The organism is Amycolatopsis thailandensis, assembly GCF_002234405.1.
Lineage (GTDB): Bacteria > Actinomycetota > Actinomycetes > Mycobacteriales > Pseudonocardiaceae > Amycolatopsis > Amycolatopsis thailandensis.
The window spans coordinates 56,746-77,643 of sequence record NZ_NMQT01000018.1 but is presented as its reverse complement, the minus strand read 5'-3'; the positions used below and the strand labels follow the sequence as shown (position 1 = coordinate 77,643).

Annotated in this window: 22 protein-coding genes; 9 read left to right on the top strand and 13 right to left on the bottom strand. The window is 68.8% G+C overall.

The features are described from left to right. Positions 1 to 130: 130 nt before the first annotated feature. The 4 genes from CFP71_RS05875 to CFP71_RS05860 form a co-directional block, all read right to left on the bottom strand. On the bottom strand, positions 131 to 1,321 hold the full coding sequence (locus CFP71_RS05875; RefSeq protein ID WP_093932806.1) for an FAD-dependent monooxygenase: 1,191 nt from the start codon (positions 1,319 to 1,321) through the stop codon (positions 131 to 133). A 13-nt stretch (positions 1,322 to 1,334) separates the two neighbouring features. Then, on the bottom strand, positions 1,335 to 2,807 hold the full coding sequence (locus tag CFP71_RS05870; protein WP_093932805.1) for an MFS transporter: 1,473 nt from the start codon (positions 2,805 to 2,807) through the stop codon (positions 1,335 to 1,337). A 109-nt stretch (positions 2,808 to 2,916) separates the two neighbouring features. After that, positions 2,917 to 3,453 carry a MarR family winged helix-turn-helix transcriptional regulator gene (locus tag CFP71_RS05865; RefSeq protein WP_244199566.1) on the bottom strand — a complete coding sequence of 179 codons (537 nt, stop codon included), beginning with the start codon at positions 3,451 to 3,453 and terminating at the stop codon, positions 2,917 to 2,919. Between the two features lie 61 nt (positions 3,454 to 3,514). Next, the gene (locus CFP71_RS05860; protein WP_093932804.1) at positions 3,515 to 4,183 is read right to left on the bottom strand and encodes a hemerythrin domain-containing protein; all 669 of its coding nucleotides are present in this window, start codon (positions 4,181 to 4,183) and stop codon (positions 3,515 to 3,517) included. 110 nt (positions 4,184 to 4,293) lie between these two features. Between CFP71_RS05860 and CFP71_RS05855 the strand changes: the two genes are divergently transcribed. Beyond that, a complete protein-coding gene (locus tag CFP71_RS05855; protein ID WP_093932803.1) occupies positions 4,294 to 4,728 on the top strand; it encodes a MarR family winged helix-turn-helix transcriptional regulator in 435 nt (144 codons plus the stop codon). On the opposite strand, the gene CFP71_RS05850 is transcribed toward CFP71_RS05855, so the two are convergent. Together CFP71_RS05850 and CFP71_RS05845 are read right to left on the bottom strand one after the other, a co-directional pair. Continuing rightward, positions 4,725 to 5,549 (bottom strand): class I SAM-dependent methyltransferase, encoded by an 825-nt coding sequence (locus CFP71_RS05850; protein WP_244199565.1) that lies wholly within the window; start codon positions 5,547 to 5,549, stop codon positions 4,725 to 4,727. The two genes, CFP71_RS05855 and CFP71_RS05850, sit on opposite strands and share 4 nt — an antisense overlap. Positions 5,550 to 5,748: 199 nt before the next feature. Further along, the gene (locus CFP71_RS05845; protein ID WP_093932802.1) at positions 5,749 to 6,669 is read right to left on the bottom strand and encodes a proteasome assembly chaperone family protein; all 921 of its coding nucleotides are present in this window, start codon (positions 6,667 to 6,669) and stop codon (positions 5,749 to 5,751) included. 105 nt (positions 6,670 to 6,774) lie between these two features. Here CFP71_RS05845 and CFP71_RS05840 point away from each other — a divergent pair, with 105 nt between their 5' ends. Further along, positions 6,775 to 7,329 (top strand): PH domain-containing protein, encoded by a 555-nt coding sequence (locus CFP71_RS05840; RefSeq protein ID WP_167406009.1) that lies wholly within the window; start codon positions 6,775 to 6,777, stop codon positions 7,327 to 7,329. Continuing rightward, positions 7,326 to 8,843 (top strand): PH domain-containing protein, encoded by a 1,518-nt coding sequence (locus CFP71_RS05835; RefSeq protein ID WP_093932801.1) that lies wholly within the window; start codon positions 7,326 to 7,328, stop codon positions 8,841 to 8,843. Before CFP71_RS05840 ends, CFP71_RS05835 begins: the two co-directional genes overlap by 4 nt. Here CFP71_RS05835 and CFP71_RS05830 read toward each other — a convergent pair. Beyond that, positions 8,834 to 9,742, bottom strand: a complete 909-nt coding sequence (locus CFP71_RS05830) for an SDR family oxidoreductase (RefSeq protein WP_093932800.1) — start codon at positions 9,740 to 9,742, stop codon at positions 8,834 to 8,836. The two genes, CFP71_RS05835 and CFP71_RS05830, sit on opposite strands and share 10 nt — an antisense overlap. A 112-nt stretch (positions 9,743 to 9,854) precedes the next feature. Here CFP71_RS05830 and CFP71_RS05825 point away from each other — a divergent pair, with 112 nt between their 5' ends. The 4 genes from CFP71_RS05825 to CFP71_RS05810 all read left to right on the top strand — a co-directional run bounded on the left by CFP71_RS05825 (position 9,855) and on the right by CFP71_RS05810 (position 11,875). Next, positions 9,855 to 10,631 (top strand): IclR family transcriptional regulator, encoded by a 777-nt coding sequence (locus CFP71_RS05825; protein ID WP_093932799.1) that lies wholly within the window; start codon positions 9,855 to 9,857, stop codon positions 10,629 to 10,631. A gap of 42 nt (positions 10,632 to 10,673) precedes the next feature. Further along, positions 10,674 to 11,168, top strand: a complete 495-nt coding sequence (locus CFP71_RS05820; protein WP_093932798.1) for a GNAT family N-acetyltransferase — start codon at positions 10,674 to 10,676, stop codon at positions 11,166 to 11,168. A 111-nt stretch (positions 11,169 to 11,279) separates the two neighbouring features. Then, the gene (locus CFP71_RS05815) at positions 11,280 to 11,474 is read left to right on the top strand and encodes a hypothetical protein (RefSeq protein ID WP_093932797.1); all 195 of its coding nucleotides are present in this window, start codon (positions 11,280 to 11,282) and stop codon (positions 11,472 to 11,474) included. Then, positions 11,453 to 11,875: a VOC family protein gene (locus tag CFP71_RS05810; RefSeq protein WP_093932796.1), complete on the top strand. Its 423-nt coding sequence runs from the start codon at positions 11,453 to 11,455 to the stop codon at positions 11,873 to 11,875. The genes CFP71_RS05815 and CFP71_RS05810 overlap by 22 nt, the downstream gene beginning before the upstream one ends. A gap of 563 nt (positions 11,876 to 12,438) precedes the next feature. Here CFP71_RS05810 and CFP71_RS05805 read toward each other — a convergent pair. Genes CFP71_RS05805 through CFP71_RS05795 form a run of 3 tightly spaced genes read right to left on the bottom strand, consistent with a single transcriptional unit; the run spans position 12,439 to position 14,362 of the window. Further along, the gene (locus CFP71_RS05805; RefSeq protein ID WP_093932795.1) at positions 12,439 to 13,347 is read right to left on the bottom strand and encodes an NAD-dependent epimerase/dehydratase family protein; all 909 of its coding nucleotides are present in this window, start codon (positions 13,345 to 13,347) and stop codon (positions 12,439 to 12,441) included. After that, positions 13,344 to 13,949 (bottom strand): dihydrofolate reductase family protein, encoded by a 606-nt coding sequence (locus CFP71_RS05800; RefSeq protein ID WP_093932794.1) that lies wholly within the window; start codon positions 13,947 to 13,949, stop codon positions 13,344 to 13,346. Before CFP71_RS05800 ends, CFP71_RS05805 begins: the two co-directional genes overlap by 4 nt. Before the next feature lie 2 nt (positions 13,950 to 13,951). Then, a complete protein-coding gene (locus CFP71_RS05795) occupies positions 13,952 to 14,362 on the bottom strand; it encodes an alpha/beta hydrolase family protein (protein ID WP_093932793.1) in 411 nt (136 codons plus the stop codon). A gap of 107 nt (positions 14,363 to 14,469) precedes the next feature. Here CFP71_RS05795 and CFP71_RS05790 point away from each other — a divergent pair, with 107 nt between their 5' ends. Continuing rightward, on the top strand, positions 14,470 to 15,651 hold the full coding sequence (locus CFP71_RS05790; protein WP_093932792.1) for an alpha/beta hydrolase fold domain-containing protein: 1,182 nt from the start codon (positions 14,470 to 14,472) through the stop codon (positions 15,649 to 15,651). Here the strand turns inward: CFP71_RS05790 and CFP71_RS05785 are convergent. Then, positions 15,648 to 16,919 carry an aminotransferase family protein gene (locus CFP71_RS05785; protein ID WP_093932791.1) on the bottom strand — a complete coding sequence of 424 codons (1,272 nt, stop codon included), beginning with the start codon at positions 16,917 to 16,919 and terminating at the stop codon, positions 15,648 to 15,650. The genes CFP71_RS05790 and CFP71_RS05785 overlap by 4 nt on opposite strands. A 217-nt stretch (positions 16,920 to 17,136) precedes the next feature. Here CFP71_RS05785 and CFP71_RS05780 point away from each other — a divergent pair, with 217 nt between their 5' ends. Continuing rightward, positions 17,137 to 19,089, top strand: coding sequence for an NPCBM/NEW2 domain-containing protein (locus CFP71_RS05780; protein ID WP_093932790.1), 1,953 nt, complete (start codon positions 17,137 to 17,139; stop codon positions 19,087 to 19,089). A gap of 318 nt (positions 19,090 to 19,407) precedes the next feature. On the opposite strand, the gene CFP71_RS05775 is transcribed toward CFP71_RS05780, so the two are convergent. Continuing rightward, complete coding sequence (locus CFP71_RS05775; protein ID WP_093932789.1) at positions 19,408 to 20,103, bottom strand: GntR family transcriptional regulator; 696 nt, start codon at positions 20,101 to 20,103, stop codon at positions 19,408 to 19,410. A gap of 4 nt (positions 20,104 to 20,107) precedes the next feature. After that, a complete protein-coding gene (locus tag CFP71_RS05770) occupies positions 20,108 to 20,896 on the bottom strand; it encodes an SDR family NAD(P)-dependent oxidoreductase (RefSeq protein WP_167406008.1) in 789 nt (262 codons plus the stop codon). Positions 20,897 to 20,898: the final 2 nt, after the last annotated feature.

The following is a 20,898-nucleotide window of genomic DNA, read 5'->3' as shown; positions in this document are numbered from 1 at the left end:
GTCTCCCGCCAGGTGGCCCGTCGTTCTCACCCGCTCGGAGTAAACCGCCCGTGCGTTCCGAGAGCGCAGCGCCGATCTTCGGTCAGCAGTTCGATCACGGCTCGTTCCCAAGCTGTGACAAAGCCGCTGATCATGGCTGCGGATAGACGGGGAGGTCGATGGCGTCCGCGGGCGGGGTGGCGAATCGGCTTGTGACGCGGCTGATCGCGGGTTTGGCGGCGAGACCGGCGATGGTGTTGAGGAGCCGGATGCCGATGCGGGTTTTCGGGGAGGCCAGCCGGGGTGCGAACCAGGAGACGTTCTGGGCTTGGCCGGCGTAGGGCCGCATGATGGTTTCGTAGGAACGGAAAGCGTCGCGGTGGTCGGGGTGGCGGCCGAGTTCGCCGGCGAGGACGTAGGCGCCGACGAGCGCGAGACTGGTGCCCATGCCACTGAGCGGGGAGGCGCAGTAGGCGGCGTCGCCGACAGCGGCGATCCGCCCGCGGGACCAGTGTTCGAGGCGCAGCTGCCCGACGGATTCGAAGTAGAAGTCCGGGGAGTCGCTCATCGCGTCGAGCACGCGCGGTGTTTCCCAGCGGGCGCCGTCGTAGTGCCGGCGCAGGAAGTCTTGCTGTGCCGGGACTTGCAGCCGGTCGAGCCCCGTTCGCGGGTACAGAAAGGACAGTGTGGCGCGGGTGGTGCCCTGGTTGTCGGGGCGCAGGATGACCACGCGGCGGCCGGGGGCGTTGTACCAGCGGGCCCAGCGGCCGTCGGACTCGGCGCGGGGGATGGTGAAGTAGGCGGTGTACAGGCCGAACGAGCGGATGCGGGCGATGTCGGCGAAGACGAGGTCTCGGGTGCGGGAGCGGAGACCGTCGGCGAGGACGACGAGGTCGAATCGCCGGTCCACGCCGTTTCGGAACGTGACGTCCACGCCGTCGCCGGTGTCGACGAGCCCGGTGACCTCGTCGCCGAAGACGTAGTCGATGTCGTCGCGGGTGTGCCGGTGAAGCAGGTCCGCGAGTTCGCCGCGCAGGAGCTCCAGTTCGGTGACGAACCCGTCGCCGTCGAGGGCGCCGGCGCCGAACGACGCGCGGATCCGGTCGCGGCCGTCGACGAAACGCAGCCCTTCTTCGTGCGTGACGCGGTCACGGGCGGCTTGTCCGAGGCCCATCCGTTCGATGACGGTGCGGCCGGCGCCGCGCAGGTCGACGGTCTGCCCGCCGAGGCGTGGTTCCGGGGCGCGTTCGATCACGGTCGCGGTCATCCCGTGCCGGTTGAGCCAGTAGGCCAGTGCGGGTCCGGCGATACCGGCGCCGGAGATCAAAATGTTGCGGGACAAGGGATCCCCCCTCTTACGAAGTGGCGCTGGAAGCCGGTGCGGCGCTCGCCGGGATCGCGGTGCCGTCGTCGGTGTCATCGGGGCGGGCGCGACGCGGGAACAGCGGTGAGATGACCAGGAACAGGGCGATGACGATCGCCTGGACCACGAGGGCGTCACGGAAGCTCTCGGTGACCTGGCCGGTGAGAGCGCCGGCGAAGAAGACGGTGCTGAACACCGCGACGCCGACCGAGCCACCGATCGATTGGACCGCGGACAGGACACCGGAGGCGGAACCGACCTCGTCGTCGTCGACGGCGCCGAGCACGGTGTTGAACACCGCGGCGATCACGATTCCCGCGCCGACGCCGGCGACGGCGCTGCCGGGCACGATCCGCCAGATCGTGAAACCGGTGGTGTCGGCAAGGGCGAGCCACAACCACGCGACACCGGCGAATTGGACGATGGCCCCGGCCTGCAACACCCGGCGGCCGAGTTTGGCGGCGAGCAGCCCGCCGCTGATGGTGCCGCCGACGGCGGTCCCGAGCGCGACCGGGAGGTTGCCCAGCCCGGCCTGCCCGGCGGTGAACCCTTGACCGAGCTGCAGGAAGAACGTCAGTACCAGCTGGGTGCCGATGAGGCCGCCGAAGAACAGCGCGACCGCGACCAGCCCGACGGTGAACGAAGACTTGCCGAACAGGCTCGGGGTGACCAGCGGCGTCCGGCCGCGGCGCAGGACGTGCCGTTGCCACAGCGCGAATCCCACGTAGCCGATCGCCGCGGCGGACAACGACAGCCACGTCCACAGCGGCCAGCCCGAAGCCTGCCCTTCGTTGAGCGGGAGAACCAGCAAGGCCGAAGCGGCCGCGACGAGAACGGCTCCCACGAGATCCAGGCGCAGTGTCGCGGTTCCGCGGCCGCGGGGCACCAGCCGCCAGGCCAGTGCCAGCGCGGCGAGGCCGACCGGGACGTTGACCAGGAACACCAGCCGCCAGCCGAGGCCGAACAGATCCCAGTCGACCAGGGCACCGCCCAGCACCGGGCCGAGCACGCCACCGAGGCCGAGGACCGGGCCGAAGACGGCGAGGGCTTTCGTGAGTTCCCGGGGAGCGAGGTTGTCGCGCAGGATGCCCAGGCACTGGGGCAGCATCATCGCCCCGGCCAAGCCCTGGACCAGCCGGAAGGCGATCAGCGGGCCGATTCCCGGAGCGATCGCGCACAGCAGCGACGCGAGGATGAAGGCGACGAGACCGGCCAGGAACATCGGCCGCCTGCCGAAGCGATCACCGAGCCGTCCGCCGAGTACGAGACCCGCGCCGAGAGTGAGGGCGTAGCCGCCGATGACCCACTGCAACCCGACCGCACTCGCCCCGAGGGACCGTTCCAGCGAAGGTCCCGCCACGTTGACGATCGTCGAATCGAGCAGATCCATCAACTCGACGACGAGCACGGTCGCCAGCAGCCACCACACCGCCCGTGGCGATGTCTTCTTCTCGGGTGTGGACATGGTTCTCTCCGGATTTCGTTGGTAGCGCTCGTTTCGAGGGCGCGTTCGTACGCCGGACCCGCCTTCGCGCCCGGGTGTCGTGTGGCGGCTCGCCTGCCGCGGTGAGGTGTCAGCCCTTGGGGAAGGAATCCGCCGTGTCCGTGTAGATCCGCACGACACCGGCGAGGAAGGCCTTCACGACATCCCGGTCGCGGGGGCCCAGCGCCTCGACGAGGCCCTCCACCCCGCGCAACAGCGGATGCAAGTGCCCGAAGAGCCGGTCCATCGACTCGGCGACCGGCTCGACCATCACCTTGCGGCGATCGGTCGCGTGCGGGCGGCGGACGATGTGCCCGGCTTTTTCGAGCCGGTCCACGATGTGCGTGCTCGCCGCTGTCGAGACCCGCAGCCGGTCCGCGAGCTCCTTGGCTGTCAGCGGGCCGTCGGTGGCGAGGTGTTCCATCGCCGCCAGGTCCGTGGCGTTGATCCCCAACGCGCCACTCAGGCGCTGTTCGATCACCCGCGTCAGCGTCCCTACCTCTTGCAGGCGCTCCATCACCGCGTCGCCCACGCCCGGCTGCTCGATCTGCCACCGGCCGGCCGAGCGATCCGACCCGGCGAAGGACGACGAGTCTGCGTCACGAGAACCACGTGATGGGGAGGCCATGCGAAGTAGTCTACTAGATAAGTCACTAACTAAGTTAGCTAAATAATGTGGTGGGCGACACCTAGGGAAGACTGCTCCCGCCCCGGAGAGCCGGAAGGAGATTCGCCTCCTCGTAGGCGAAATGGTCCTCCAGCCCCTTCGCGACCCGATCGAACTCCTCACGCAACGCGGCGCTTCCGAGTTCTCCGTCGCCTTGCAACAACTCATCGAGGTCGAGCAGCGCGCGGGACACGGTCTCGTGCTCCTCGCGCAGCCGGGCGAGCGCCGGAGCGAGTCCGGGATAAGCCTTTTCGATCGCGGTGAACGCGCCGTCTTCACGGATATGGTGCATACGCAGGCCGTTGCAGAAAGTGACGCAGTGACCGAACAGTTCACGCCGCACCCCGGGCCCGTGCGCGACCGGCGCGCCGTCGAGTTCGGCCCGTGCGGCTGCCAGCGCCTTGCGGAGCTCGCCGTGGTGGACGAGCAGCTGATCGGCGATCGCCCGGCCGCGAGCGGCGTCGAGCTCCAGCAGGTGCAGCGCGAAACCCCGCTCCCCGCCTTCGAGCGGCACGGCACGCGCGACGTACGGGACGCCGTCGATTTCGAGTGTCGCTTGTGGACTGACGAGAAGGTCCGCGTACCAAGGAGAATCGGCGTCCGGCGCGTACGCCAGGTACCCGCTCCCGGAACGGCGGCAGTCGACACGGGTGATGCGAGGACGCCCTGTCCCGGCGTCCGCGGTGGTCATCAGCAACGGTACTCCCCAGGTAGCATCATCCTGAAAGCTATTTTGCTTTGCAAGCAAAGCCTCTTTGCTCGCAAAGGTATCCAGGAGGGTGCCCGGTGTCAACCGAGGACATGGAAGTCGACGACGCCGTGCGCGCCTTGCTGCTGCTCATGCCGCGCATGGTCGGCCGCGTGAAGCGGATCAAGATCCCCGACGAACTCCAGTCGTTGTCGCTGGCGCCGCGTCACTTGTCGCTGCTGTCGTACCTGCTCTTCGACGGGCCGATGACGGTGAACGAACTGGCCGAACGGCTCGAGGTCGCCCCGACCACGGTGAGCCTGATGGTCGGGGACCTGACCAAGAAGGATGTGCTCGACCGGCGCGAGGACGAGGCGGACCGGCGGCGGCGCATCGTCGCCATCACCGACCGGATGCGGCCGGCGATCGACGACTGGCTCGCCCAGGGTGCCCGCGCCTGGCAGAAGGCGCTCTCGCCGCTGACCCCGGCCGAGCGGCGTCTGTTCATCGACACGCTGCGGGCCTATGAAGACGGACTCACGCCCTAGGTGATCCGCACGGTGACCTGGTTGTCGGCGTAGGTGTAGGCCACGTATTCGAATTCGACGCCGGTGCGTTCGACGTATTCCAGCCAGGCCTTGTGCTCGTGCTGCTGCCAGCCGGGATAATTGAAGAACTCGTCGAAGTGCACGATGCTGCCCCGCCGCAGCCGCGGTCCGGCCAGATCCAGCACGGTTTTCGCCGAGCTGTACAGATCGCCGTCCACGTGAAGGAAATCGACGACACCTTCGTGCTTCTCGAGAAAACCGGGAAGAGTGTCGGCGAAGAGGCCGACGACCAGTTCGGCGCCGGGGACGTCCGGCAGATCGTCGCGCGCGAACGAACCGGCGGGCATCCCGTTGAGCCAGTTCTCCGGCAATCCTTGGAACCAGTCGAATCCGTAGGTCTCGACACCCCCGCGCGCCTTGGCGATCACGCGCAGCGTGTTCCCGCTGGCGACGCCGAATTCGAGCGCCATTCCGCCTGACGGGGCAAGGGAAAGCGCGTACGCGAGTGTCTCTTGTGGACGCGCGAAGTGCTTGGTCCCGGTCAGGTGCTCACGAGCGAAACGGTTGCTGTCCCGCGCCGCCTCCTGATCACCGGCGTAGATCATGTCGCGGCGGCTGCGGATTTCGAACTCGATGACGCGATCGAAACAGCGATCCCCTTGCCGGATGATCTCCGCGCGCAGTTCCGCGGCGACTCGTTCCAGTTCCTCCGTATAAGGATCATGGAATCGCCTGGCGAGCCGGTGCAGGCCACGGCCGACGGTGCCTCGGGCCGATCGGCCCAGGGTTTTCAGGGCTGAATGGGGTACCAGGTGACGCATTCCGGGACGATACACCAGCACCGTTCGGGTGAACGGGTCCAGAACGCCCGGAGTCGTTTTCGATCATCGACCGCTGCCGGCGCTCTCCCCCGGTCCGTGAAGGCCTCCTTGCCTACCTTGAGGGTAGGGAAGGAGGCCTTCACGGACTGACGTTCCGCCCCAGGGTCCGCGCTCCCATGACTCGCGCCGCGTGAAGGCCTCAGCGCTCCGGAGCGTCCCCGCCGTTCTGCTCCGCCAGGAACCGCTCGAACTGGCTGCCCAGCTCCTCGGCGGTCGGCATGTGCTCGACCGACTCCGCGAGCAGGCTTTCCTTGCCGGACGCCTCCATGAAGGTGTCGTACTGCTGCTCCAGCGCGCGCACCACGTCGGCGACCTTCTCCGACCCGGCGACCTGGCGGGCGATCTCGGCCTCCGCCTCCTGCGAGGCCTCCCGCAGATCGCCGTCCGGCAGGTTCAGCCCGGTCGCCTCGGCGATGGCCCCGAGCAGATTCAGCGCGGCGCTCGGGTACGTCGAGTCCGCCAGGTAGGACGGCACGTGCGCGGCGAACCCGGACGCGTCGTGTCCCCATTCGCCGAACCGGAACTCCAGCAGCGCGGCGGCGCTGCCCGGCACCTGCATCCGGTTGGGCAGCGGGCGGTGGTCGCCGACCAGTTCGTCCCGCGTCGCGTGCGCGGTCACGCCGAGCGGGCGCGTGTGCGGCGCGCCCATCGGGATGCCGTGGAAACCGGTGGTGAGCCGGACGCCCCAGCGTTCGACCAGGCTTCGCACGGCCGTGCAGAACCACTCCCAGCCGTGGTCCGGTTCCGGTCCGGTGAGCAGCAGGAACGGCACGCCGTCGACGTCGTGCAGCAGGTGGACGACCAGCTCGGGGGCGTCGTAGTCCTCCCAGTGGTCGATGGAGTAGGTCATCGTGGGGCGGCGCGAGCGGTAGTCGAGGAAGCGATCGACGTCGAAGCGCGCGATCACGCGGTGCTCGGAGGAGTTCAGGAGGTGCTCGGCGACGAGCTTGCCTGCCGAGCCCGCGTCCATGAAGCCGTCGAAGTAGTGCAGGAGCACGGCCCCGCCGAGGTCAGGGACGTCCGAGTCCACCTCGTACAGGTCTTCCGGGTCCAGCGCCACCAGATCCTCCAGGTCTCGTTCTTACCACCGTCTACGGGTGGCAACGCCCCGATAGGGGGTATCCATTCCGCCGAGCGTGGCAGGAATCCTATCGGCCCGTGACAGGTGTCGTGGGCGGTCCGCACCGAGGTGGTGCAGGGTGGAGGGGTGATTGAAGAGACAGCGACGGCGGAACGGCTCACCCTGCGCCCGCCCGCCAACCGGGTCAGCCGCCGGGCCATCGGCTACTGGACGGTGTGGGCCGCGGTCGGCTGGGTGATCCTCGTCGGCGTGCAGGCCGTGTTCGTGTTCACGAGCGACGACGCGCCGACGTGGCTCGTGGTGACGCTGACGATCTCCTGCGTGCTCGCGCCACTGCATCTGCTGGTCATGCCGCAGTGGCGCTACCGGATCCACCGCTGGGAGGTCACCGGCGAGGCCGTGTACACCCAGGAAGGCTGGCTCAAGCAGGACTGGCGGATCGCGCCGATCTCGCGGATCCAGACCGTCGACATCGAACGCGACCCGGTCGAGCAGCTGTTCAAGCTGGCGAAACTCACCGTGACGACGGCGTCGGCCGCGGGTCCGGTCAAGATCTCCGGTCTCGACCACGCCGACGCCCTGGCGCTGGCCGCTTCGCTCACGAAGACCACTCAAGCCACTCCGGGTGACGCGACATGAGCACCGAGGCACCGCCGGACGTCGAAGTCGGCCAATGGCACCGCCTCGACCGCCGGATGCTGCTGATCCGCCCGGTGCTCGACGTCGTCAAATCGCTGCCGGTGCTGATCGGGACGGTGCTCCTCGGCCGCGGCAACGGCTGGGAGTGGATCGGGCTCGGCGTCACCGCGCTGACCGTGTGCGTCGGGATCTCGCACGTGCTCACTTCGCGTTACCGCATCGCCGAAGGCCAGGTGGAGTGGACCACGGGCCTGTTGCTGCGCAAGCATCGCGCGATCCCGCTGGACCGGATCCGCACGGTCGACGTCACCTCCGAGCCGAAGCACCGCCTGTTCTCGCTCAGCGCCGTCCGCATCGGCACCGGGCGGCATTCGGCGGTCTCGAGCAGCGACCAACTGGTGCTCGACGCCGTCAGTGAGACCGAGGCGCACCGGCTGCGCACCGCTCTCCTGCACCGCAAGGAGGTCGCCTCGGAAGCCGAGGCCGCGCCGCCGCCGGAGCAGGTCGTCGCGGAGGTCGACCGGAAGTGGGTGCGGTACGCGCCGTTCACCCTGTCCGGGCTCGCCGTGGTGGGCGCGGTGTTCGCCGCCGTCTGGCATTTCGCGCACCAGCTGAACATCGACCCGGAGAACGTCGGGCCGCTTCGCGACCTCATGGACGGTCTGGCGAACACCGCGCTGTGGCTGATCGTGGTCGTCGCGGCGGTCGCCCTGCTGGTGGTCGTCTCGCTGCTGTCCGTCGGCGGCTACGTGCTCTCGTTCTGGAACTTCAAGCTCACCCGTGAAACCGAAGGCACCCTGCACGTCCGGCGCGGGCTGATCACCACGCGTTCGGTGTCCATCGAAGAAGAGCGGCTGCGCGGCGTCGAGATCAAGGAACCGTTGCCGCTGCGGATCGCGGGCGGAGCACGGCTCACCGCGATCGCGGGCGGGCTGCGCGAGGGCAAAGGCGGGGACAAAGGCGGCGGGCTCCTGCTCCCGCCCGCGCCCGTCGGCCGGGTCCACGAGATCGCGGCCGAGGTGCTGCGGGAGAACTTCGACCCGGCGACCGTGCCGCTGGACCGGCATCCGCGACGGGCCTTGACCCGGCGGCTCACCCGGACGGTCGGTGGCGTGCTGATCCTGGCGGCGGTGCTGTTCGGCCTGTACTGGATCGACTTCCTGCCGGCGTGGATGTGGCAGGTCGCGCTCGCCCTGGTGCCGTTCGCCGCGCTCGTGGGCTGGGACGCCTACCGCAATCTCGGCCACGCGATCGTCGGGCGCTACCTGGTCAGCCGTTCCGGTTCGCTGGCGCGCGCGACGGTGGCGATCCGGCGCGAAGGGGTCACCGGGATCGTCGTCAGCCGCTCGTTCTTCCAGCGTCGCGCCGGCCTGATCACCGTGACCGCCCCGATCGCGGCGGGCCGGGGCGGTTATCAGGTGGTCGACGTCGGCGAATCGGCCGGGCTGGCGACGGCGGAGCAGGCCGCGCCCGGCTTGCTCACGCCGTTCCTGCGACGGGAGGCTCAGCGGTAGCCGGTGACGTCCGCCGGTTTCCCGGGATCCTGGACCTCGACGAGATAGCGCCAGCACTCGGGACGGCTGCCGTCGAGGTCGGTGAATCCGTATTCCAGCGCCAATTCACCGCTGGACACCGACTTCCCGTTCCAGCGGGCGACTTCCCCGTCACCGGCCAGCGCCGCGACCGCTCTCCCGACGAACGCCGGGCTTTCAGAAATGGCGAAATGGGGCTGCACCTTCGTGGCATCGCGCCAATTCTCTTCGGTGACCTGATAAGCGTCGAGCATCGCTTCGGACCGCAACCAGCCAGGGGTGACCGCGACAGCGGTACCGCCGTGTGGCGCCAATTCGTGGGCGAGCGCGAACGCCATCCGGTTCACCGCGGTCTTGGCAAGGTCGTAGAAGAAGGAAACGCGGTAGTTTCCCGAGTTGTATTCGGTGGTCCCGTCGTTGACTTCGACGACCAGCCCTCCCGGCTTCCTGATCATGAGCGGGAGCGCGAAATGACTGGTGATGGCATGGGTGTCGACAGCGAGCCGCAGCGTCCGCAACCCGGTGTCCAAAGTGGACTCCCAGACGGTCTTGTCCCATTCGATGGGCGCGCCGTAGATGTCGTTGACCAGGACGTCCAGCGCGCCCTGTTCGGCGTCGATCCGTTCCACCAGTTCGCGGACCTCGTCGGCCACCAAATGGTCGACGGCGATCGCGATCCCGTGCCCGCCCGCTTCGTCGACGAGTGCGGCGGTCTCCTCGATCGTCTCCGGACGATTCATTTCCGATCTCCGGGAACCGGTACTCCGGCCGGTCACGTAAACTGTCGCGCCGGCGGCACCCAGCTGGACCGCTATTCCCCGCCCGGCCCCGCGGGTCGCCCCGGCGACCAACGCGATCTTGCCCGCCAATGGCTTTTCCATCGTCCGAAGCTAGCAAGAAGTCCGCTTGTTCGTGGACCAAAGTCCCTGGCCCGCATTTCACACAATGTGCTACATTCTTGACTCTTTGTGATTGCCCCGGCGAGAGGTCGAGATGACACCTGCCGCACGATCCCTGGACACCGCTCCCCCGAAACGCACCCCCGGCGCCAGCAGCTCACGCAAGGTACTCCAGCTGCTGCTCTCCTTTTCGGAACGCCGTTGGGACGCGAGTGTCGCCGAACTCGCAGCGAGGATCGGCACCCCGGTGGCCACGACATACCGCTATGTCGCGCTGCTGAAGGAACTTCAACTCCTGGAGGAGGGAAAGACCGGTCGCTATCACGTGACAAGCCAGGTGATGCCACTGGCCCGGGCCGCGCAACTGGCGAACGACCTCGCCCGGCTGGCCCGTCCGGCGATGGAGGAAGCGGCACGCGATCTCGGCGAGACCGTGTTGCTGTTCCAGCATTTCGGCGATTCCGCGGTCTGCGCGGACCGGGTCGAATGCGAACGCGCGATGCGGTTCACGTTCCAGCCGGGCCATTCCGTCCCGCTCGGCTCCGGCGCGTCGGGCAAGATGCTGCTCGCCATGCTGCCGGAGGGCGAACGCGAGAGGCGGCTCTCGTCGATCGTCCAGCGCCGCGGCCCGAGCGTGCGGGAAGAGGTCAAACGCGCCGGGGCGAACCGGTATTCGGTCAGCTGGGGCGAACTGGACGAAGGAGTCTGGTCGTGCTCGGTGCCGATCCCGAGCACCGGGCACCGGCCGGCGGTGCTGACCCTGGCCGCCCCGGCGACCCGGATCAGCGACGACGCCAAACGGGCCGCCATCGTCACGCTCCAGTCGTACGCGAGCCGGATCCACCGCGCCGTTTCGTCGTTCTCCCTCTAATTCGCGCGCGTTCGCGCGCCGCGAAGGGGTAGAACTCGATCCGTGATCCGACTCGCCGCACCCGAGGACCTGCCCGCGCTCCAAGACATCGAGTGCGCGGCGGGCGAACCGTTCCGCGCGCTCGGCATGGCCGCGATCGCCGACGACGACCCGCCGTCGATCGAGGACCTCGCAGGCTTCCGGAACGCGGGCCACGCCTGGGTGTACGACGCCGGCGACGGTCCGGTGGCGTACCTGCTCGCCGAGGTCGTCGACGGCCACGGCCACATCGAGCAGGTGTCCGTCCACCCGGCTCACGCGCGGCGCGGCCTCGGACGGCGGCTGATCGAGCACGTCGCGGAGTGGGCCGCGCGCGAAGGTCTCGCGGGGCTGACGCTGACGACGTACGCCGAGGTGCCGTGGAACGCGCCGTACTACTCCCGGCTCGGCTTCGAGATCCTCGACGAGGAGGCTCTGACCGAGGGGCTGCGAGCCGTCCGGGCCCGCGAAATCGCCCGCGGGCTGGACGCGTGGCCGCGGGTGACCATGCGGAGATGACCCGCGCGGGGGGTCTGATTGGCCGCCGCAGTCGAACGTGTGTTCTACTGTCCGCGCCGGCCCCGGAGGGGGAAGCTCCGCGGGCCGGCACCGGACTTCAGGGAGGCACGGATGGCGGTCAAGATCACCCATCTCACCAACGGTCAGCAGGTGCGCTTCGCCAACGCTGACGGCGCCCGGCGCTACGCCGAGATCATGGGCGGCGGGGTCGACAAATGGCGGTTCACCGTGGTCAGCGGGCATGAGCGCCCGGAATTGTCGGGGCGGGTCGTTAATGTGCCGGTATGGCGTATGACTTCCAGGTGACCGTGGACTCCGCTCGCCCGCACGACCTCGCCGACTGGTGGGCCGAGATGCTCGGCTGGCAGGTCGAGCGGAGCAACGAGGAGTTCATCCGCGAGATGGTCGCGGAAGGGTATGCCCAGGAAGAGGCGACGACCACGCACAAGGGTGCCCTGGTCTGGAAGGACGGCGCGGCGATCGTCCACCCCGAGACCAAGCAGCGGTTCCTCTTCCAGCTGGTGCCCGAGGGGAAGACGGTGAAGAACCGCCTGCATCTCGACATCCGGATGGGCGCGGACAAGATCGAGGCCGAACTCGAACGGCTGACCGCCAACGGCGCGACGTTCCTGCACCGCGGCAAACAGGGGCCCACCGAGTGGATCACGATCGCGGACCCGGAGGGCAACGAACTCTGCCTCTCCTGAGGCGGGCCCACGGGGGTCCGCCACTGGGGGTGTCATGAAGGGACCTGGTCCCGTCGGCTGTTCCCTTCATGACCGAGCGCGCGGCCCTCGTGCGCGTCAGGCCCCGCGATTCGGTGCCGGATCGCGGGGTGTGACCTGAAGGGGTCTTTCGTGGCGGAATCCGCCACGAAAGACCCCTTCTTCGCTACCTTGAGGGCAGGGTTCGGACTGGCCGACGGGCCGGGCACGACCCGAGTGTCCACATGGGACACTTAGCGGCGATTCAGCGTCCGATTCATGCCCGTATGGGCTGTTCTGCGTGGGGTCGTGAGTGATAAAGAGGGTTCTAACCATCTTTATCACTCACGACTCCTTCACAAAGCCACACAAAGTGCCCAAAACGGGCGTTCCGACTGGAAGGGGTGTCTCATGTGGACGGTCGAAGTCGCGATCTGCTCCCTCGGACCAGTTCAGGCCGGGCCGCGAAAGCCCTGCTTCTTCTGATCCGGCCGGGAGCCGAGCGGGGAAGAATCCGGACACTCAACGTCCGAAATCCTCCCCCGTCACACACCCTCCACCCGCGCTCACCGCGAGTTGCTCCCCCGCCACGCGACATAGTCCGCGACGGCCGCCGCGACGTCGAAAGCCGGCTCGAAGCCGGTCTCCTCGGCGAGCCGGGAGATGTCGAGATGCGGTCCGGTCTCCCCTCCCGGCCGGAGGTCCAGCCGAAGCCCGGGGATGACAGCCTCCAGCGCTCCCGCGAGTTCGCGGTTGAGCGACGGCCGCCCGCGGGACACGTTGTAAGTGCTGTGCCGCAGCTTCTCAGCGGTCATGAGCAAGGCGATCGCACGCCCCGCGTCAGGCGCGTAGCAGCTGTCGCCACCGTCATCGGCGAGCAGCGGCGACGGCCTCTCGCCGCGGAGGACGGCGCTGATGTACGGCGGAATGGGGTTGAACGGCGATTCCGGATCCATCAACGGACCCCAGACACTCCCGATCCGGAGCACGACCGGCTGGACCCCGCTGCCCGCGAGGGCGTGCACCGTCAGCGCCTCCACCGCTTTCTTGAAGGCGATGATCAGATGAGGAAGTTCCACCGACGGCAAGGCGAGTTCCTCGTGCCAAGGGGAAACCGTCTGTCCGATGTAGACACCGAGGCTGCCGGCGACGGCGAATCTGCGGACGCCCCAGGCGCGCGCGGCGTCCAGCGCGTTGAGCAGGGCGGTGGTGTCCGTGCGGAAGAAGCCGACCGGGTCCGCTCCGGGGATCGTTCCGGCGAGGTGGACGATGTCCCCGATGTCGTGGCGATCGGCGAGCGCCAGGAAGGCGTCCCGATCGGTGACGTCGAGGGGTTCGACGGTCACCTTGCCTTCGAGGAACGACGGGACCTCGGTGCGGCGATGAGCCGTGACCACGACGTCGTGGCCGAGGTCGGTGAGCGCGCGGGCGGTGTGGGCGCCGATCATGCCCAGCCCGCCGGTGACGAGGATCATCGGCCGACACCGTAGTGAAGGTGGGTCACGCCCGGAGCCGGGATCGCTTGCAGCAGACGGAGTTCGACGTGTTCCGGGAGTTCGTTGAAGAATCTCCTGCCCCGGCCGAGCAGGAGGGGCACCTGGTGGAGGATCACCTCGTCGACCAGCCCCGCGGCCAGCGCGGAGGTGACCAGACCGCCGCCCATCAGGCCGACGTCCTTGGTCCCGGCGATCTCGCGCGCCGCGACGATGGCGTCCTCGACACCGGTGGTGATCACGGTCTGCCGGCCACTCGCTTCGGGCACGGGACAATGGCTGACGAGGACCATCGGCGCCGTCGGATGCGGACTTCCACCGCCGAAACGGCCGGAGTGCTCGTAGGTGGTGCGCCCGACGACGATCGCGCCGATCCGGCTCGCGATGGTGTCGAAGAACCGCGCGCTCGGTTCGCTCAGTTTGAAGCCGTCGAACACCTCGCTCGGGGTGTCGCCGTCGAAGTACCAGTCGAACAGCGTCGGCGCGTCGCCGAGCCCGCTTCCGAACTCGTCGGCTCCCTCGGGCAGCTTTCCGCTGATGAAGCCGTCCACCGAGACGGCGAGGCCGGTGAAGACCTTGTTCATGTTCATTCCTCCACGATTCGTCGGGTTTTCTCCAGGTGGGCGGCGATACCCCCGGGACCGCCGTCCACCTCGCGGACCGGCGGCCAGCCCTGCTCTCTCGCGTACTTCGCGACGCGCGCGGCCAGGTCGGCTCCCGGTCCTTCACCCGCGACCAGCACCGGTCCCGGGCAGGCCCCCAGGCTCCGGGGATGCGCCGCCGCCCACTCCAGGACGGCCCGCGCCGCCGGGAACGCGGGCAGTCCGGCGGCGATCACCACCGCCCCGCAGCCCGCGACCCGTTCGGCGCCTGCCCCGTCCGGGGCGAACCACAGCACCAACGGCGCCGCGGCACGCTGCCCGGAAGGCCAGTGCACCCGCGCGACGCCGTCCCGCATGCGCAACTCGGCAACGCGCTGACCTGCTGTTTCGGCCATGGCCAACCTTGTCACGGGCGGGCGGGGGAAGGGAAAGACCGATCCCGCATCACCTTCTTGCGCGGAACGCATCACCGCGGACGGAGCGGACGGGGATACTCGACGCCATGTCCGAACGTCCCGCCGGGCCGCGGCTGCTGGGCATGCCTTCGGCCGCCGACGCGATCGAGCTCAAGCATCTGCGGGCGTTCGTCGCGGTCGCCGACGAACTCAACTTCAGTCGTGCCGCGAACCGGCTGTTCGTCTCCCAGCCCGCCCTCAGCCGCCAGATCAAGGCGCTGGAGCAGCTGATCGGTTGTCAGCTGCTGCGCCGCTCGACCCACCGCGTCGAACTGACCCTCGCCGGCGAGGCACTGCTCGGTGCCTCGCTCCCGCTGCTGTCCGACATGGACGACGCGATCACCCTCACCCGATCCGTCGGCGGCGAGGTGAACGCGCGGGTCACCCAGCTGTGGAATTCGGTGGTCGAGGACGGCGGAAGCGGTCTCGCGGCGATGCGCGAGGCTTTCGAAGCCTTCAACGCGCAGCTCCCCGTCCCGGAAGGGACCGTGGTGCGGCCGGTCCAGACGGACGGCGTGTCCTCACTGGTGGTCGCACCCGGGCCGGGGCGCCGGCCGAGCGTGCTGCATCTGCACGGAGGCGGCTACATCGCGGGCTCGGCCTTCGGTTACCGCCCGCTGGCGGGGGCGCTGGCGGCGGCGACCGGCGCCGCCGTCCTGGTGCCCGACTACCGGCTCGCCCCGGAGCATCCCTTCCCCGCCGCGCTGGAGGACGCGCTCCGCGCCTACCGCTGGCTGCTCGGCCAGGGCGACGCGCCGGGGCAGCTGACCGTCAGCGGCGACTCGGCAGGCGGCGGCCTGGTCATCTCTCTGCTGCTCAAGGTGAAACAGGAAGGCTTGCCCCAACCCGGCAAAGTGGTCCTGATGTGCCCGGTGGTGGACGTGCTGGATCCGCCGGAGGGCGGAACCCCGGTCGCGCGCTGGTTCTCGCTCTACGTCCGCGATCACCCGCCGACGGATCCTTTGCTGAACATCTTCGAGGCCGACCTGTCCGGGTTGCCGCCGCTGCTCGTCCAGTCGGGCACCGAAGACGTGACCCTGCCCGAGACGCGCCGCTTCGTCGACCAGGCCCGTGAGCAGGGGCTCGACGTGCGCTTCGACCTGTATCCGGTCAGCACGCACGTCTTCCACCTGTTCTGGTCGTTCCTGCCCGAAGCCGCGGACGCCCTCGAACAGATCGCCGGTTTCCTCGGCGAGCACGAGAGCGGTTCCGCGGCCGAAGCCGGCTAGACGAGCTTGTCCAGAGCGCGCGGCAGCGCTGTCGCGAGCTGGTCCAGTTCGGCCTCTCCGGCGATCAGCGGCGGCGAGACCGCGATCCCCTTGGCCAGGTTCCGCACCAGGACGCCTTCGTCCCGCGCCAGCCGCTGGAGCCGGTTCGCCGCGCCGGGGTTCGCCGCGACGACGTCGGCCTTCAGTTCGACCGCGGCGAGGAAGCCCAGCCCGGCCCGGACCTCGGCGACCAGCGGATGCGAGACCAGTCCGGAAAGCGCGTCGGCCAGCGGCTTCTCCAGCTCCCGCCCCCGTGGGATGAGCCCGTCCCGTTCGTAGATGTCCAGCGTCGCGTTGCCCGCGGCGCACGCGACCGGATGCCCCGCGTAGGTCGCGCCGTGCCGCAGCACCGGCGCGCCCGGCTCGCCGGTGAAGAACGGCTCGGCCACCCTCGGCGCGACGATCAGCGCGCCCAGCGGGATCGTCCCGCCGGTGATGCCCTTCGCGGTCGTGATCATGTCCGGTTTCACGGCCCAGCGGTCGATCCCGAACCAGGTCCCCAGCCGCCCGAACGCGGCGATCACGCAGTCCGCGACGAACAGCACGTCGTGCTTGCGGCAGATCTCGGCGACCGTTTCGATGTACCCGTCCGGCGGCAGCAGGACCCCGCCCGCGCCGATCACCGGTTCGCAGAAGAACGCCGCGACCCGCTCCGGGCCGACCCGCAGGATCTCCGCTTCGAGCGCTTCGGCGCTGTCGTAGGGCACGTGCGAGATGTCACCCGGCAGCGGCCCGAAATCCGCCGCGTTGGCCGCGATGCCGCCGACGGCCGTGCCGAACCCGTGCGTGCCGTGATACCCCTGCACCCGCCCGATGACGTGCACCTTCTCCGAGCGCCCGGTGTGCGCGAAGTACGAGCGGGCGATCTTGACGGCCGTGTCGACGACGTCGCCGCCGCCCGAACCGAAGAACACCTTCGAACCCGGCTCCGGCGTCAGCGCGGAGACCCGTTCCGCGAGCTTCAGCGCGGGCTCGTTGGCGTTGTAGCCGAACAGGTTGTACGAATCGAGCGTCCGCAACTGGTCCGCGACGGCCCGCGCGATCTCCTCGCGCCCGTGCCCGAAGTTCGCGTACCAGAGCGACGCGGTCGCGTCGAAATACCGCTTCCCCTCGTCGTCCCAGACGTAGGAACCCTCACCGCGGGTGATGACGAGCCGGTCACCGTCGACCGCTCCCATGTCCGCGAAGGGGTGCCACAGCGGATTGCGCGCGGACGCCGACGAAACCATGATCTTCCTCCTCGTGCTCGTGCCCCCATCCTCACCCGGATCCGGCCGTGACGCGAACACTCCATCGTGCACAGTTCGCCCGGTGAACCTCGCCGGTCTGGTGGCGCAACCTTCCGGTGATTTTCCAACACCATCCCAACGGCCCTTGACCGGCACCAGCCCGTCCTGTTGCTTTATGAGCAAGTTTGTTCAGAGTTGGGCATTCTGGGAGGAACCTATGCGTCGTCTCGCTGGCGCGCTCGTCGCTGCTTGCACCCTCACCGCCCTCTGCGCCGTTCCGGCGGCGGCCACCGAAAGCCAACCGCCCCCGGTCTCGACCCCGCCGATGGGCTGGAACAGCTGGAACAAGTTCGGCTGCGACATCAACGAACAGCTGATCAGGGAAACCGCCGACGCCATGGTGTCGTCCGGGATGAAGGCCGCGGGCTACCAGTACGTCAACGTCGACGACTGCTGGGCCGAAAAGAACCGGACACCCGACGGGAAGTACGAACCACACCGGACCCGATTCCCCAGCGGTATCAAGGCCTTGGCCGACTACGTCCACGGCAAGGGCCTGAAGCTCGGGATCTACACCAGCGCCGGCACGGAAACCTGCGCGCGGACCATGCCGGGTTCGCTCGACCACGAAGACGCCGATGCTCAAACGTTCGCGGATTGGGGCGTCGACTACCTCAAATACGACAACTGCAACAACCAGGGCCGCCCCGCGCTGGAGCGCTACACGAAAATGGGCGAGGCACTGAAGAAAGTGGGCCGCCCGATCCTCTACGCCCTGTGCGAATGGGGCCAGAACAAGCCCTGGGAATGGGGCAAGAACGCCGGGGCGCAGCTGTGGCGCACCACCGGCGACATCAGCGACACCTGGAAGAGCATGACGGACATCATCGACCAGCAGGTCGGCCTGGAGGCCTACTCCGGACCGGGCGGCTGGAACGATCCGGACATGCTCGAAGTCGGCAACAGCGGCATGACCGACACGGAATACCGCTCCCACTTCGCGCTCTGGTCACTGCTCAACGCCCCGCTGCTGGCGGGCAACGACCTGCGCTCGATGTCCGAAGCGACCAAGAAGATCCTGCTGAACAAGGATCTTCTCGCGGTCAACCAGGATTGGGGCGGCAAGCAGGGCCACAAGGTCCGCGACGACGGTGACACCGAGGTCTGGGCCAAGCCGATGTCCGACGGGTCGAAGGTCGTCGTGCTGTTCAACCGCGGCGGTGCCCCGGCGACCGTGTCCACCACCGCCGGGGAGATCGGTGCCCCGGCCGCCTCCGGCTACCGGGTCCGGGATCTGTGGACCGGCGGCGAGACCGAGTCCGCCGGAACGCTGCGGGCCGGATTGCCGGGCCACGGATCGGCGACGTTCCGCGTCTGGCCGTCGAACCGGCCGGACGTCGCTCCGCATACGACGCTTTCCTTGCAGTCACCCGGATACGTCGCGATCGACAAGCCGTTCACCACGACGCTCAAGGTGTTCAACGACGGCCGTACTCCGGTGCGTTCGGGCACGGTGAAGCTGACCGTCGGGGCGGGCTGGAAGCCGGACGGCCGGACAGAGGTGCGGGTCCCCGCCGTCGCGCCGGGGAAGTCGTGGGAACAGAGCTGGACCGTGCGCCCGTCGTCCCCCTCCGGTGACCGCGTCGACGTCTCCGGGCGGATCGACTACCGGACGTCCTCGGGCACGCGGACGTTGACCGCGAGCGGAAGCGCTCCCCTGGTGAAAGCCCCGGCAGCCGGGACGAGCGCGCTGTCGAAGGCGGCGTTCATGATCGCGGAAAACGGCTACGGGCCGGTGGAGCGCGGGACCAGCAACGGTGAATCGGACGCCGGTGACGGCCGCCGGATGAGCATCGGCGGGGTGACCTACGACGATGGGCTAGGCGTCCACGCGACGTCGAAGGTCCGGATCTACCTCGGCGGCGGATGCTCGTCGTTCGCGTCTTCTGCCGGAGTCGACGACGAGAAGGCCGGAGGCAGCGTGGCCTTCGAGGTCCTCGGCGACGGCAAGCGGCTGGCGAACACCGGTGTGCTCAGGCGCGGTCAGGCCGCCCAGCAGCTTTCCGCGCCGTTGAGCGGGGTGCAGGTGCTGGACCTGGTCGTCACGGACGGCGGCGACGGGGTCGATTCCGACCACGCGGACTGGGCCGGTGCCTCCCTGACCTGCTGACCCCCTCCGCGCGCGCTATGAAAGGTCCTTTCCTTGCAAATTTTGCAAGGAAAGGACCTTTCATGGCGTCCCGGGGAGGAATGGCGGGCTCGGGCGGGACGAGCGATCTCGCGTGATCGGACGGCGAACTCACGTGATCAGAGCCGGATCTCGCGTGCTTGGGCGCGGATCTCGCGTGACCAGAGCCGGATCTCACGTGATCAGACACCGCACACCCGAGTTCCGTACTCAAGCACGCGAGTTCCGCGCCCAAGCACGCAAGTTCCGCGCCCAAGCACGTGAGTTACGTCTTCGGCCCGGAAGCGGCCCAGCACCACCTCACGCACCCCGCCGCTCGTAAGCGGCCAGAAGCTGCTTCTCCGCATCCCGCAGGTATTTCTCCAGCGCCGTCTCCGCCGGCCCGAACCGTCCTCGCTCCAGGTCCCGCACGATCCGCTCGTGCCGCGCCAGGAACGGTTCGAAGAACGCACGCGTGTTCTCCGCCAGCACGAAGAAAAGCCGCGTCTCCGCCAGCACCTGGCGCATCGTCGTGCTGACCCGCTCGCTGCCCGCCAGATCGCCGACAGCCTGGTGGAACGCGATACTCGCGGTCCCGACGGTCTGCCAGTCGCCTTCGTCGGCCGCCGCCCGGCCTTCCCGCACCGCGGCCGCGACGGCGGAAAGATCCACAGTGGACAGTTCGGCCGCGCGCCGTAGCGCACCGCATTCGGTGACCCGCCGCATCACGTAGAGATCCGAGATGTCCTGCGCGGTCAGCTCGCGCACGAACACGCCGCGGTTGAGCTCGTGCACCGCGAGCCGTTCGTGCGCCAGCAGTTGGAAGGACTCGCGCAGCGTGTTGCGCGAAACACCCAGCGCGGCGCTGATCGACGGTTCGGAAAGCCTCGACCCCGGCGGGAAGACGCCTTCCGTGATGCGCTGCCGCAGGATCTCCGCGACCCGTTCCGCGGTCCCGCTCCGTTCGAGCAAAGGTCTGTCGCGAGCCAGCGCCTCCTCGGCGGCAGGAGTGGGCATGGCGTTACCTGACACCGAGTTCGAAGTCGAGACTGTACCGGTTCCCGGGCATGGCGCCCGCCGCCTTGCCGCCGTCGATCGGGAGCGCGACGCCGTTGACGAACCGCGATTCGTCGCTGGCCAGGAAGACGACGGCCTTCGCGACCTCCCAAGCCTCGCCGACCCGTCCGGCGGGCGTGCTCGCGGTCAACTGGTGTTGCTTGGCTTCGAAATCCTCCGGTGACATGAGCGTGCCGCGCAGCATGTCGGTGTCGATGGCGCCCGGGTTGACCGTGTTCGCGCGGATCCCCTGGTGCGCGTGCGCGACGGCGATCGACTTCGTCAGGCCGACCAGCGCGTGCTTGGTCGCGTTGTACACCGGGTCGGCGGGGCGGCCCATCACCCCGCCGTTGGACGACGTCGTGATGATGCTGCCCGCCTTGTTCGCGATCATGTGCGGCAGCACCGCGCGCGTGCCGAGGAAGGCCGCCCGCACGTTCAGCGCGAAGATGTTGTCGAACTCCGCCAGTGTCGTGTCGGACAGGGGTTTCCCGAGGTGGATGCCGACGTTGTTGAACAGCACGTCGATCCGGCCGCCGGTTTCGGCGAGCACTCCGCGCACGAACTCGTCGACCTGGTCTTCGTCGGTGGCGTCCACAAGGGAGTGCGCGGCGCCCTCGACCGTTTCGGCGGTTTCGCGGATGTCGCTGGAGAACACGGTCGCGCCTTCGGCGACGAACTCCTTCACGGTGGCGAGCCCGATGCCCCTCGCCCCACCGAAGACCACCGCGACCTTGCCTGCCAGCCGGCCCATGC